The following is a 14,245-nucleotide window of genomic DNA, read 5'->3' as shown; positions in this document are numbered from 1 at the left end:
GTTAATGGGGATTAACTTGCTAAAATAAAAGGTTATTATAATTGAAACACCATTCATTCAGGTAATTTAAAACCATTAATTTGCGAACGTGCTTTTTCGACATCACCGCCTAATAGCAAAGGCAGGGCGTCAAAAGCAGCAGATAATGCACTATCAATAGCAATTTGCTCATCTGGCGCAGCTTTTGAAAGCACATGACCACTGACTTTAGACTTGTGACCCGGATGACCAATACCCACACGCAGACGATGGAAGTCGTTACCAATATGGGGGGTTATATCACGCAGACCATTATGACCACCATGACCACCGTCAGTTTTGAGTTTGATGCTACCAGCAGGAATATCAAGCTCATCATGGGCGATTAACAGCTCGTCATTATCAATGCCATAAAATTTAACCATGGGCACGACCGACTGACCTGATTTATTCATAAAAGTCAGCGGCATCAATAGACGCACGTCATGCCCATGAATCTGCCCGCGTCCTGTCACTCCATGGAATTTTTTGTCGGGGGCGAGAGTGATATTAAACTGCTGAGCCAAATGAAGGACGAACCAAAATCCTGCATTATGGCGCGTAAACATATATTCCTGACCCGGATTACCAAGACCGACTATAAGCTTTATGGCCATAAAAACACCCTGCTTGACTATAATAAATGAGTGGTCAGGTCTGATTTTTCAAACCTTACTTACAAAAACAGCAGGAGATATTCATCACCTGCTATTTTTTGACTGAACGAACCTTACATTATATAGACAACAATAAGTCGCTATATAAAACCGGTTTATTACTCGCCGTCTTTGCTTTCGTCAGTACCTTGCTCAGTCGCAGGTACGTCAGCAGCATCCACTTCAGCAGCTTCGTCAACTTCTTCAACCGTTGGTGGCTGCATGTTCACGATCGTACGGTCATGACCATCTTCTAATTCAAGCTCAGCAATAACCACGCCTTCAGGAAGAGTGATGTCTGACAGACGGAACAAATCGCCAATTTCCATACCAGATACATCTATTTCTAGATATTCAGGTAACTGTGATGGTATGCAAACGATTTCGATGTCAGTTACTAGTGTTGATAGAACACCACCAGCCTTAGTGCCAGGCGCTTCTTCACGACCAGAAAAATGAACAGGAACATTCATGTTAATTTTCTGACCTTTCACAACACGCTGGAAATCAGCATGCATTGGGAAACCTTTAGCAGGATGGCGTTGCAAGTCTTTAATAACTACTTGATGCTCTTCGCCATCTACATTCAAAGTCAAGATGTGTGAGAAAAACGCTTCAAATTCTAGTGATTTTACTAGCTCATTGATTTTGATAGAGATAGCTGTTGGCTGCTCACCACCACCATAGATGATAGCAGGAACTAGGTTCTGCTTACGTAGGCGGCGGCTCGCACCTTTACCTTGAAGCTCAGCAGAACGATCAACTGCGTTTAATGCAAAATGATTAATAGTCATGGATGTAATCCTATAAAAAAATGATGAAGTGTCTGGTCATAAAAAAGTGGATTTGCGACCAATCCACTAATACGTGATGATAGCTAGTATTTGTCGGGCGTGATAAACGCCGATAATCAAATCTAGCCATGTGCTTAACCTAATGATTCCCATCATAAAAATTATCAAGAAAATCATTATTTTAAACGTGATCAGCACTTTTAATAATACCGACTGTTTTAAATCATAAAAAACGGTCAGCACAGGCGCGCATTATACGTGATTAGCTAATAATAAGAAAGACCTACGTAAAATAGCTGGGCAAAACCCTTATGCAAGATCGTTATGAAAAACACCTATACAAACAACAGCTCAAAACTGTTAATTAAAATCATTAAATAAAAAAGCGCCAAGTAATGAAACTTGGCGCTTTTTTCAATCTACGATAACTCTTAAGCGTCAAACATCGCGCTGATAGATTCTTCGTTATTAATACGGCGTAAGCTTTCAGCCAACATTGGCGCGATGCTCACTTGACGAATCTTGCTGCAAGCTTTGGCAGCATCAGACAATGGAATCGTATCAGTAACGACAATCTCATCCAATTCTGATTCACTGATGTTCTTAAGCGCATTACCAGATAATACAGGATGCGTGATATAAGCCACTACGCGGCGTGCACCATTTGCTTTAAGCGCTTCAGCGGCTTTGCATAACGTACCTGCGGTATCGACCATATCATCAACGATGACGCAATCACGGTCACGAACATCACCGATGATGTGCATCACTTGTGACTCATTGGCACGGGCACGGCGTTTATCAATAATCGCCATATCTGTATCGCCCAATTGCTTAGCCATGGCACGCGCACGCACCACACCGCCAACGTCAGGTGAAACTACCATGATGTTGTCATAATCTTGTTTTTTAAGATCGTTCAATAATACAGGGGTACCGTAGATGTTATCGACTGGGATATCAAAGAAGCCCTGAATCTGATCTGAGTGCAAATCAACGGTCATGACGCGATCGATACTAACGATGTTTAGCATGTCAGCGACGACTTTGGCCGAGATAGGTACACGAGCTGAACGCGGACGACGGTCTTGACGGGCATAACCGAAGTAAGGCATGACAGCGGTGATACGGCCAGCACTAGAACGACGCAAGGCGTCGGCCATCATCATGATTTCCATCAAATTGTCGTTGGTCGGTGCACAAGTAGGCTGCATGATAAACACGTCTTTACCGCGTACGTGTTCTTTGATTTCCACGGCAATTTCGCCATCAGAAAAACGCGTGATGTCAGCTTTACCAAGAGGTATGTGAAGATGATCGGCTACGGTTTTTGCTAATTCAGGGTGAGCATTACCCGTAAAAATCGCCAAATAAGGCATGACAGAAGTCCTATTGATTGACTCAAGCAGCGACCGCTAAGCAGTGTCAAACTGCTCAAATTAAGAAAAGAGTATTGAAAAGTATTGATGACTACTATTACAGTAAAAAATGGCAGGGGTAGCTGGACTCGAACCAACGGATGTCAGGATCAAAACCTGATGCCTTACCAACTTGGCTATACCCCTGTAATGTCTAGGCTGTGTACGTCGATATCTAATAGCAACTTTTAATAAAATTACGCTTAGAATAGCGTCACGACCTGTTCGTTATTTTATAAACGGATAAACCGTCTACAACATAACTTTTCCCTAACGGTGTTCATTGCGAACTATACCGAAACTGGGGTAACATTGTCAATGTCGATAAGATAAGCGGCTGTCTATAAACTGCTTATAATAAGTACACATCTAATGCTTTGAGCTTAAAAATGGCAGGGGTAGCTGGACTCGAACCAACGGATGTCAGGATCAAAACCTGATGCCTTACCAACTTGGCTATACCCCTATTGAGGCGACCTATTATAATTAAATTTTCAGATTTTGCAAGTCATTTGCGCCTTTTTATAGCTTTTATTAAAAAATAGGTCAAAAATAAAACGGGTATTGGATCCATAAAACTTTTTACACTGTATGTATAGTCCTTTACTTTCACACTATAGCTCAAATCTAACTCATAAATTACGAACTAAATAGGCAGGACAGGGCGCCTCTTCAATCCACTTTGCCAAACGCGCTTTATCAGATATCACACCTGCATCCAAAGGCAAAAATACTGCGCTACCTGAGCCAGTCATTCTTGCTGTGCTCAGTGCTTGAGTCTCTAACTCTTGCAAATAGCGTAATGCTTCATTGACGGCAGGAGCAAGACTGGTCACCACTGGCGTAAAGACATTTTGATAAGGCGTGTTTAAATGTTGCACATAGTCATTGGACTGGTTTTGAATGGTCTTAATTGATAGCAGGGCGATATCTCGCTGTAGCTTGGGGTGCGCAAAAAGCTCGGCAGTATTAACGTGAGCATTAGGGGTCAATACTAAATACTGTTGCTCGGGCAAATCAATCGCTGTCAGCTCTTCGCCAATGCCCATCGCAATAGCATCTTGTCCAAAGATAAATATTGGCACATCAGCGCCAATGCTTGTGCCAATTTTTATAAGCGTATCTTGATCAAAATTAATCTGCCATATTTTATTTAAGACTAATAATGTCGTTGCGGCATTGGACGAGCCACCACCTAAGCCTGCGCCCATCGGTAAGTGCTTATCTAACCTCACTGACACTTTCTGTAGATTCTTAGGTAGCGAATTTGAGTCTAGCGCAGCTACAAGTAAGGCATTAGCCGCCTTAAAGATCAAATTGTCCTCTATGCTGCTGGTTATGGTGTCGGCACCACTTAGCGTGAGTAGATGACCACAGAGGCTACTATTATCTACAGAATTATTGTCTGCTACGCTATCAATAATAATTATTAATTCATCTGCTATTGAAAAATGCAAATAATCGCCCCAATCGAGCAGGCGAAACACCGTTTGCAAATTATGATAACCATCAGCGCGCTGACCAGTAATATGCAAAAATAAATTAATCTTTGCTGGTGATAGGCGAGTAATAACCGATGCAGAAGTCGCGTTTTTAGTCATAAATGATGGTCACAATTCTCAGGTGCAATTTTTAAACGCAAACAGCCATTTATAAAAATGGCTGTTTGCAATAGCGATCAAATCTAATTGGTGCTATTACTTTTGATGATCAATTGTCATAACAACTTTATTACCTTGCGATTGAACTGCACTGATTTTATTTGGTAATTTATCATTGCCTTTGTAGCTGAAGCTGGCACGCCATTCGCCATTTACAGAGCTAATTAGACGGTTTTGAGCATCAAGCTGCGGTGCGCTGTCTGAAGGCGCTGGGCGTCCAGAAATCCAGTAAGGCATCTGAGAGATAGGTGCTTGCCAACCGGTGGCTTTTTTAAGCAGGGTTTCAGGGTCAGCCGCATTCAAAGTACCGGTTTTTTCGCTCACCAAAGTCGCAGATTGACCATTGTATTCGATATTGGTTTTACCAATGCCTAACGCACCAATGAGTTCAATGGCAAAGCGATCATTCTGTTGACCCCATGCATAAAATGCACTGCCGCCTTGAGCCCCTGTTGTATCACTCGCAGCCGTTGTAACACCAATCTTACCTGTAATATTAAAGCTCTCAAGTTTCTTTGGTTGCTCAGGGTTTTGACCTTGAATGGTTGTGCTAGGCTGGTTGGTCGCGTTGGCGGTCTTCATAGACTGACAGCCAGAGGTAATTACCATTGCTGCTGTCATAGCGGCAAATAGGGTCAATTTATTAGGTTTATAAAAAGATCGCAGGGTAGACATGATGTTTCCTCAAAAATGGACAAATTTGCAAAATTTTTGTTTCGAGAGCAGGTTAGCTTAAGTGGTATTTGTTACTCAGTTATGCGTGGCTGTTAGCTTCTTATACATGACTTGTAATAATAGGATGTCGTATTCGAGGACTTAGAAGCACTACGCTATTACTTATTAATTATATCGTTTGTTATTAATACAATTGTATACGGTCATTGATATTGTGTTGCCCAAATGAGAAGCGCTGCTGCAAGTCGGCAAGTAAAGCATCAACTTTTTCATTGTCGCCTAAGCCTTGATAAGCGCGTAATAGCAATGTCCCTGAGCGTAAAGTAGGGAGCACATCGTAAGGCGTTTGCAGATAGTCGATCACTTGCTGATAATTCTCGTTTGCTAGTGCATTACTTGCCAGTACATTGAGGGCTTGCAGATGCAGCTCATTGTCATAGCGAGGGTCATCGTAGCGTATTTGTATGATCGCCGTCGCCAATGCCAATCCTTGCTCAGAACCACGCTCATTAGCCAGCAATAACTGGGCGTAACTCAGCTGATAAGCAGGATTGCTGGGGTCAAGCGCTTGCAAATGATTAAGTAAGGTACGCTTGACGATATAGTCCTCTTTATCATCAAGGAGCTGGGCGCGTGCAAAAAGCAGCATCTCATTATCAGGGTATTTACGAGCAGCCTTAGTTAATAGTCGTAAGGCTTCTGCAGGTTCATTCTGTTGCCATAAGATATCGGCTTGTAGCACAAAGCTATCAGGAGCGAAGACGCTAAAGTCTTTACGCAGCTTTTCTAACGTTGCGATAGCGGCATCAACATTATTATTGAGTAAGTCTAATGCGACCACTTTTCGTCGAGCTTCCAATACCAAGTCCTCTTGCATGACAGCATTGAGATAGTATTTGGCTTGCTCAAAGTTTTGCTGACGCTCGGCACTGATGCCCAGATAATAATAAGATTGATCTAAATAAGCGGGATTTTTGGCAAGCGTATTAAGCAATTGATCGGCACTAGTATATTTTTCAATATCTAAGCTAACCAGTGCCGCTAATAAGGTAATCTCAGCATCATCGGCAAAGCGCTGATGAGCGCCTAACAACAGCTGCCACGCTTGCTCATTCTGTTTCAAATCAAGCAAATAGCGAATCTCATACAAGTATAGATTCTTACTGTCAGCATTGCGCAAGCGTGCTTGGCTGAGATACTCAATGACTGCTTCTGGCGTTTCGATTTTGCGCAAGATATCTGCTTTTAAGGTAATAAAAGGCACATAATCAGGCTGGCGCTCAACTGCTCGATTGATATGAACGATGGCAATCTCAGGTTCATTAAACTGATAAAGCAAGCCAGCTTTTAAGACTGACAGCGAGGCGTTTTGTTCACTGGCGATAGGTTGCAGAGCGGCGAGTAATTCACGCTTATCATCATCGCTGTTTGGGTAAATGCCAATCAGAATTTCGCTAAGGTCGGCGCGAGGATCATAGCTCAAGATGCGATTTAGAGTTTCGCCCGCCAAATCATAATCGTGCGCCCGCAGTGCCAAATGAGCGACATAAAACCAAGCAGGCACATGGTCTGGGTTTTCATCTTGCCATGCTTTGGCAAATTGTAAAGATTCTTCGACCCTGTCATTACGTAATGATAAGCTCAGCGCGCGCTCAAATACGGCTGTGGCATCTTGCTTAAAAGATTGCTGCTTATAGATAATCAGCGCACGCTCGGTATCATCACGATTTGCAGAAAATTCTGCATCTAATAAGGCATACAAGCTTGGTTCATTGCTTATTTTATTGAGGTCAGATGACGGACTACTTTCGGTTATCGAGGCATCAGTTATCGAATTTTTATTAGCCATGCTTTTAGTCACTGGTGTGTGACTGTTAATGACTTGACTAGAGGCATTAATGGTTCTGGTAACGGTGGCACTACTAGTGTTAGTGGGAGAGACTTTGGGCAAAGCTATGTTTGGTGAGACAATGGCATGGTCAGCATGGGCAGGGAATCCTAGGCACAAACAAACCGCCAACGAAAACGCTAGCTTATAACGTTGGCATAGCCGCTCAATGAGAGCATGCAACAAAGCACTAAAGCTAGATTGAGCATTATGCGTAGATTGTCGTCTAAATGAAGACCCAAAAAAGACCATAGCGTGCAGTATTCACCTATTTTGACCTTGTTTCTATGCCTAGTAAAAGGATTTGCAGCATAGAAGGCTGGGTTTATTATAATCGTTTTAAAAACAGATATCTGTGACGAATAATGATGTCAAACATTATAAGAGTAGCATGAAGGGATACACAATAGCAGCCGTGTTACTTAGGCATCAGCAATAGGGCAAATTTATTCTATTGACAGTCCTAAATAAAAGAAATACAAATGTTATCAATCACTACTGGGGTTAATTTTTCTTGCTTGCTGTGATTATGCTGTGCTTGCGCAGACAGAGGCTGCGAACAATCAACCCCAGTAGTTCTGTATTCTTTTAAAAGTGGATCAACTATAGTAGCACCCGAATTTAAGGGTAATATTGTTAGCTTTAAGTAAACCTATATGCAAATGTTAGAATATTAAACCAGTAATTACAGTTGATTTGTAAGCCATGCGCCCAGATACAGACAAAGTGCTGGCTTATAGAGGTGAGTGTTAAATAAAGCTATCAATAATGATATAATAAGCGCTTTTTATTATTTTACTTTCAAAGTTGCCTATTAAAAGCTATTTTTCAAAGATTTCTTGTCAAAAGCTGTCTTTGAAAAATAGGATTTTAATTTTTTGAAAACCGCTAAAGGTGTTTGGTTGGCGAGTGAATATTATATTTATGGTCTGTCAATAATGAGATTAGTGGTCATTGGGGTCAATCACAAAACTGCACCAGTCGCTTTACGAGAGCGCTTGGCGCTTGTCGGTGACGAGGTTAGTATCGCACTTGCACAGCTACAAGGCTTTAGCGATGGTAGCGTGATAGTCTCCACCTGCAACCGGACAGAGATTTATGCATTGGTCCCAGAAAGCATATTATCACCACACACGTTACTGCCAAATTCAGCCTCAGCAGTTGTAGAGACTTCAGTTATAGAGTCTAGTATGACGGCTAACGATAGCGCCAACCTTTCATCGACTATCATCAGCGCTCACATCCTAAAAATTAAAACTTGGCTTGCAGGTTTTAAGCAATTATCACTGGATGAGATTGACCCTTATTTGTATGTTCATCGTGATACGCATGCCTTAACCCATTGGCTACGAGTGGCTGCAGGTCTTGACTCTATGATATTGGGTGAGCCGCAGATACTTGGGCAAATCAAGCACGCTGTGCATATGGCGCAAGATCAAAAAGCGCTTAGCAATCAGCTAGGTTGGATTATTGATCAGGTATTTGCAGCGGCAAAACGAGTACGTAATGAGACCCAAGTTGGCGCACAAGCCGTATCACTTAGCTATGCTGCTGCCAAACTGGTGACGCAAATCTTTGATGATTTGCCAAGTCGTACTTTGCTGGTGGTAGCCGCTGGCGAGATGAACCGCTTGGTAGCGACGCATATCGCAGGTCTTGGAGTCGGTCGCGTTATTATTTGCAACCGTAATCCTGAACGCGCAGAAGCGTTAGCGGCTGAGCTGCGCAATCCCAATCGCCGGATCGAAGTCAGAACGCTGCAAGAGCTGCCACAAGTATTGGCAGAGGCCGATATTGTGAGCAGCTGTAGCGGTAGCATGGACATATTGATTGATAAAACCATGACGCTGCGAGCACTGAAAAGCCGTCGCTATCAGCCGATGCTGATGATTGACTTGGCGGTGCCGCGTGATATTGATTCGACTGTCAGCCGGATAGACGACGTTTATCTATATTCTGTCGATGACTTACAACATGTGATAGCCGGTAATATCGAACAACGTCGGCAAGCGGCAGTAGATGCTGAGCTGTTGGTCAGCCAATTGGTGGTTGAGATGGATCGCCGCTTTCAAGTGCGCCAAGTAGGCAAGGATATTCAGCAATATCGCGCGCGTACTCATGAGCAGGTAAACAAACTATTGCAGGCGTCTATCGCAGAGCTGCAAGGCGATAGTGCTAACTCTGAAGATATTATGATTGAGCTAACGCGGCGCTTAACGCAAAACTTGACCCATGCGCCCTCCAAGCTCATGCGTAAGGCGGCACGCGAAGGTGACAATGAGTTACTCGAGTTTGTGGTATCAGGTCTACAAGACGCCCATCGGAATCACTGATAGTTGCCTTTTATCATCAAAAATAATAAATTGTATCAGTATGGTTTTAACGCAAACATAGCATTGTCAACCTGCATTATCAGTGCTAATATCGAGCTGTTATGACGATATTAAGTGATGATGCTTGATTGATGAATAGGGACTGTTTTTAGGATACTCGAGCGGTATTCGTTACAACACTAGCGTCTTTATACTATTTAACTTTTATCTATCCAATCAATCATTTTCAATCACTACTGTTATCAGTCTACTACCGCGTAGCAACGATAATGGTTTGCGTATCTTATGCGCTTTCACTCAATATCTGATGACATCAACGACGTAAAAGATACCACTGTCAACGGCAATAGCGCTAGGATAAAGTGCTACATCGTCCACCCTGCGTCATATTCTCAATTATTACTCGATATTCGTACTTAGTGAATGCTATCTATAAACGTATCTGGCTATCATATTACGTTGGTCAAAAGATGTTTGATTAAAATAATAGCTGACCTGAATTTGCTAAGACAGTATCTAGATTTTGTTATCACTCATACTTAAAAAATATTACAACAGACAGGAGCGTCACATGACTGCATTACGTCAAGATATTGATCCAAACGGCTTATTAGAATATTCAGTGGTTTATACCGACCGCGCCCTTAATCATATGTCAAAAGCCTTCCAAGAGGTGATGAATGATTTGCTCAGCAACCTAAAAACAGTCTATAACGCTGAAGCCGCGGTTATTATTCCAGGTTCTGGTACCTACGGCATGGAAGCAGTCGCCCGTCAGCTGACCATTGATGAAGATTGTCTCATTATCCGTAACGGTTGGTTTAGCTATCGCTGGACGCAAATATTAGAAAAAGGCAAATTTGCCAAATCATCTACGGTACTAACGGCTGAGCGTACAGAAGAGACGGAAGCGCCAAAACCATTTGCGCCAGTGGATATCGAAACGGCGGTTGCCAAAATTAAAGCAGACAAATCTGCTGTCGTTTATGCACCGCACGTTGAAACGTCGTCGGGCATTATCTTGTCAGAAGACTACATCAAAGCATTAAGCGCGGCCGTACATAGTGTTGGCGGTTTATTGGTTATTGACTGTATCGCTTCAGGTTGTGTATGGTTAGATATGAAAAAATTGGGCATTGATGTGCTCATCAGTGCGCCGCAAAAAGGCTGGAGTAGCACACCATGTGCAGGTCTGGTTATGCTCAGTGACGCTGCTATCAAAAAGGTAGAAACCACGGAGTCTAACTGCTTTAGCCTTGATTTAAAGCAATGGTTAACCATCATGCGTGCGTACGAAAACGGCGGTCACGCTTATCATGCGACTATGCCAACCGATAGCTTGCGTCAATTCCGCGATACTATCTTGGAAGCAAAAGAGATTGGCTTTGATAAATTGTGTGATGCACAATGGGAGCTTGGCAACCGCGTCCGTAAGGTACTGGCAGATAAAGGTATTGAAAGCGTTGCTGCCAAAGGTTTTGAAGCTCCAGGTGTTGTCGTATCTTATACTGACCGTGACGACATGCATAAAGGCAGTGCTTTTGCTGAAGCTGGATTGCAAATCGCTGCTGGCGTACCGTTAAAAGTCGGTGAGCCTGATAACTTCAAAACGTTCCGTTTAGGTCTATTTGGTTTGGATAAATTGACCGATATCGACGGCGCGGTAGAGCGTTTTGAAAAAGCGCTTGATGAAGTCTTAGCAAAATGATTTGAGAGGCTGACTCGTTTATTAACGACTATATTTATTAAGCCAGTCAGCCATCAAATGAAGAGATACTGAGCAATGCGTGACGCAATGTTCAGTATTTTTTTACTTTTTCATTATGTTTTATAATATAATGTATTTATGTAAAATAATATGTAGTAAGATATAAACAATAAAAAATCGTTTATAGCAGTAGTACAATATCGTTGTTAAACTCAATTGAAGATATAAAACCATTTTTAATAAAAAATCAGCTTAGGTAATCATTATGGGTATACAAATAGACTGGCAAGCTTTTACGCCAATTTCCTTGGTAGGCGGGCTGATGCTAGGCGTTGCAACGGTTATCTTGCTGTTGGGCATTGGTCGTATTGCGGGTATTAGTGGTATTTTCTCAAGTCTTCTTAAACCCAAGCGCGTCGAGATGTGGCAGGTATTATTTATTGCAGGTCTGATTCTCTCGCCATTATTATATAGTTTATTTAGACCGTTACCTGATATCGAAATCAGTACCTCGATACCGTTATTAATCGGTGCAGGGCTATTGGTTGGTTTTGGGACGCGTTTAGGTTCAGGCTGTACCAGCGGACATGGTATTTGTGGTAATGCGCGACTGTCGCCACGGTCGATGGCGGCGACAGTGACCTTTATGTTATTTGGTATTGTGACGGTTTATATTGGTCGACATCTCTTGGGCTTAATTTAAATAACACATTGCTAAGACAACGCTGAATATGATTCATAAAAGCTTATATCCACGAATGAAGTGCGAGACATAATGATGCTAAAAAATATAATTGGGTTACTGGCCGGTCTGCTATTTGGTATTGGGTTATTAATCTCAGGTATGACTGATCCTGTTAAAGTACAGGGTTTTTTGGACGTCTTTGGTGCATGGGATATTTCCCTTGCATTGGTGATGGGTGGCGGTTTAATAGTTGCCATCGTTGGTGTCCAATTAGCTAAGCGTCAACAGACCAGCTGGATTGGCACTTCAATAGATATGCCAAGCAAAACAGTGATCACTAAAAAACTGTTAATCGGCGCAATGCTATTCGGTATCGGCTGGGGCTTGGTGGGTATTTGCCCAGGACCGGGTATTGTGCTGCTCGGTACAGGGCAGTGGCAGGCATATGTTTTTATCCCAGCGATGATAGTTGGGATGCTGGTGTATCAATGGCTGGAGCCAAGGCTTAATGAGTTTTTTGATTAATAATAAGCTTGGTTTTTTTAGCATAATAAAAAGGTCAGCCTACATTCATTAGGCTGACCTTTTTTATCAATGATGATTCATTAATATTAACGATACTTCCGTATTATTAAGGCTTAATGATAAACACTTACTTAGCACTAGCCGTTACTTTTGGCGTTTCATGTGCTAAGGATTTGGCCGCTTGACGCAGCTCAAACTTCTGCACTTTACCAGTGCTTGTCTTTGGGATTTCAGCAAAGACAATATATTTTGGTACTTTAAAACCAGCAAGGTGCTGTTTGCAATGTTCCATCACATGATCGCGCTGTAAAGTGCTGCCTTCATGAATCTCGATAAAGGCGACAGGTACTTCGCCCCATTTATCATGCGGCGCGGCGACGACCGCACAGCTTTGGATTTCAGGCATTTTATATAGGACGTTCTCGACTTCGATACTAGAGATGTTTTCACCGCCTGATATGATAATATCTTTAAGCCTGTCCATGATTTTGATATAGCCGTCAGGATATTTGACCCCTAAATCACCGGTGCGGAACCAGCCATCAGTAAAGGCTTCTTCGGTGGCTTTACGGCTCTTTAGGTAGCCTTTCATTACCATATTGCCGCGCAGTGCCAGTTCACCCATCTCTTCACCATCTGCCGCAACTGGTTCAGTGGTACCTTGTTTAAACAGCTCAAAGCCACTCATCAAATGCGAGGTCACGCCCTGACGCGACTTCTTTTGCGCACGAGCAGCGACATCCAGCTCATCCCATTCTTGCTGCTCAGCGCATACAGTAACCGGTCCATAGACTTCGGTCAGACCATAAACATGCGAGATATGAAAGCCCATTGCTTCCATGGCGGCGAGCATGGTTTCAGACGGCGGCGCACCAGCGACCCAGCCTTTTACGTCATGATTGATGGCGTCTTTATATTCAGCTTTGCCGCCTGCAATCATATTGTGCACCACGGGTGCTGAGCAATAATGAGTCACTTTATGCTTAGCAATCAGCTGCAAAATCAAATCAGCGTCAATCTTGCGCAAGCAGACATTGACGCCCGCACGTTCGGCAATCGTCCACGGAAAGCACCAACCATTACAGTGAAATAATGGCAGCGTCCATAGATACATAGGGTGCTTGGGCATATCCCAATCTAAAATGTTGGAGACGGCATTGAGCGTTGCACCGCGATGATGATAGACCACGCCTTTGGGCTTACCCGTCGTGCCAGAGGTATAGTTGAGCGCGATAGCATCCCATTCATCTAATGGTTTTTCCCAATTATCCAAACTGTCTGAGCTGGCGATTAATGCCTCGTAGCTCATTTGTCCAAAACCTTCAATATCGAGCGCCGCATCTGTCGCATGAATCACGATTAGATTTGGAAAGGTTTCATCGATCATTTCAGCATGTTCAGCAAACTCGCTGTCTAAAATTAAGACCTTCGCTTCTGAATGCTGTAGACAAAAAGTCAGGGCGTTTATATCGAGGCGGGTGTTCAGCGTACAAAGTACACCGCCTGACATGGGTACGCTAAAAGCGCATTCGACCATCGCTGGGGTGTTTGGCATCATGACTGCAACCGTGTCATTTTTATCAATGCCTAATTTACGCAGACCATCCGCCAGTTGTCTGCAACGATCATAAGTCTGTTGCCACGTTTGGGTGAGGTTATTATGTTCTAAGTCGTCATAGATAATAGCGGTTCTGTCAGGATAGACCTGCGCGCTACGGATGATAAAATCAATAGGAGTAAGCGGTTGATGGTTGGCAGCATTTTTGCCGAGACCGGTATGGAAGTCTGTCATGCAGATAGTCCTTTATCATATGTTTTTGTAGTCGATGACGCAGTAATGGGGCTTTGCTGTCGCCAAGCAACTGTATCAGGATCTGATTATTA

11 protein-coding genes and 2 tRNA genes are annotated in these 14,245 nt (G+C 42.9%); 4 read left to right on the top strand and 9 right to left on the bottom strand.

Annotated features, from left to right (window positions below):
• Positions 1-53: 53 nt before the first annotated feature.
• The 8 genes from pth to JMX75_RS00260 all read right to left on the bottom strand — a co-directional run bounded on the left by pth (position 54) and on the right by JMX75_RS00260 (position 7,362).
• On the bottom strand, positions 54-635 hold the full coding sequence (pth, locus tag JMX75_RS00295; RefSeq protein WP_011512556.1) for an aminoacyl-tRNA hydrolase: 582 nt from the start codon (positions 633-635) through the stop codon (positions 54-56).
• Between the two features lie 158 nt (positions 636-793).
• The gene (locus JMX75_RS00290; protein ID WP_011512557.1) at positions 794-1,468 is read right to left on the bottom strand and encodes a 50S ribosomal protein L25/general stress protein Ctc; all 675 of its coding nucleotides are present in this window, start codon (positions 1,466-1,468) and stop codon (positions 794-796) included.
• A gap of 431 nt (positions 1,469-1,899) precedes the next feature.
• Complete coding sequence (locus tag JMX75_RS00285; protein ID WP_201530520.1) at positions 1,900-2,847, bottom strand: ribose-phosphate pyrophosphokinase; 948 nt, start codon at positions 2,845-2,847, stop codon at positions 1,900-1,902.
• Positions 2,848-2,957: 110 nt separating this feature from the next.
• Positions 2,958-3,033 (bottom strand) — tRNA-Gln (locus JMX75_RS00280).
• Between the two features lie 243 nt (positions 3,034-3,276).
• Positions 3,277-3,352 (bottom strand) — tRNA-Gln (locus JMX75_RS00275).
• Positions 3,353-3,518: 166 nt separating this feature from the next.
• Positions 3,519-4,487: a 4-(cytidine 5'-diphospho)-2-C-methyl-D-erythritol kinase gene (gene ispE, locus JMX75_RS00270; protein WP_201530519.1), complete on the bottom strand. Its 969-nt coding sequence runs from the start codon at positions 4,485-4,487 to the stop codon at positions 3,519-3,521.
• 96 nt (positions 4,488-4,583) lie between these two features.
• A complete protein-coding gene (gene lolB / locus JMX75_RS00265) occupies positions 4,584-5,222 on the bottom strand; it encodes a lipoprotein insertase outer membrane protein LolB (protein ID WP_201530518.1) in 639 nt (212 codons plus the stop codon).
• Between the two features lie 184 nt (positions 5,223-5,406).
• The gene (locus JMX75_RS00260) at positions 5,407-7,362 is read right to left on the bottom strand and encodes a tetratricopeptide repeat protein (protein ID WP_201530517.1); all 1,956 of its coding nucleotides are present in this window, start codon (positions 7,360-7,362) and stop codon (positions 5,407-5,409) included.
• 686 nt (positions 7,363-8,048) lie between these two features.
• Between JMX75_RS00260 and hemA the strand changes: the two genes are divergently transcribed.
• The 4 genes from hemA (at position 8,049) to JMX75_RS00240 (ending at position 12,361) form a co-directional block, all read left to right on the top strand.
• Positions 8,049-9,443, top strand: coding sequence for a glutamyl-tRNA reductase (gene hemA, locus JMX75_RS00255; RefSeq protein WP_201530666.1), 1,395 nt, complete (start codon positions 8,049-8,051; stop codon positions 9,441-9,443).
• Between the two features lie 571 nt (positions 9,444-10,014).
• Positions 10,015-11,151 (top strand): aminotransferase class V-fold PLP-dependent enzyme, encoded by a 1,137-nt coding sequence (locus JMX75_RS00250; RefSeq protein WP_201530516.1) that lies wholly within the window; start codon positions 10,015-10,017, stop codon positions 11,149-11,151.
• 265 nt (positions 11,152-11,416) lie between these two features.
• Positions 11,417-11,854, top strand: a complete 438-nt coding sequence (locus JMX75_RS00245) for a YeeE/YedE family protein (RefSeq protein ID WP_011512564.1) — start codon at positions 11,417-11,419, stop codon at positions 11,852-11,854.
• A gap of 72 nt (positions 11,855-11,926) precedes the next feature.
• Positions 11,927-12,361 (top strand): DUF6691 family protein, encoded by a 435-nt coding sequence (locus tag JMX75_RS00240; protein WP_201530515.1) that lies wholly within the window; start codon positions 11,927-11,929, stop codon positions 12,359-12,361.
• A gap of 127 nt (positions 12,362-12,488) precedes the next feature.
• Here the strand turns inward: JMX75_RS00240 and JMX75_RS00235 are convergent, their stop codons facing one another.
• On the bottom strand, positions 12,489-14,153 hold the full coding sequence (locus tag JMX75_RS00235; protein ID WP_201530514.1) for an AMP-binding protein: 1,665 nt from the start codon (positions 14,151-14,153) through the stop codon (positions 12,489-12,491).
• Positions 14,154-14,245: the final 92 nt, after the last annotated feature.

Source organism: Psychrobacter sp. LFX-11D, from assembly GCF_904846475.1.
GTDB lineage: Bacteria > Pseudomonadota > Gammaproteobacteria > Pseudomonadales > Moraxellaceae > Psychrobacter > Psychrobacter cryohalolentis.
This window is presented reverse-complemented; position numbering and strand designations above follow the sequence as displayed.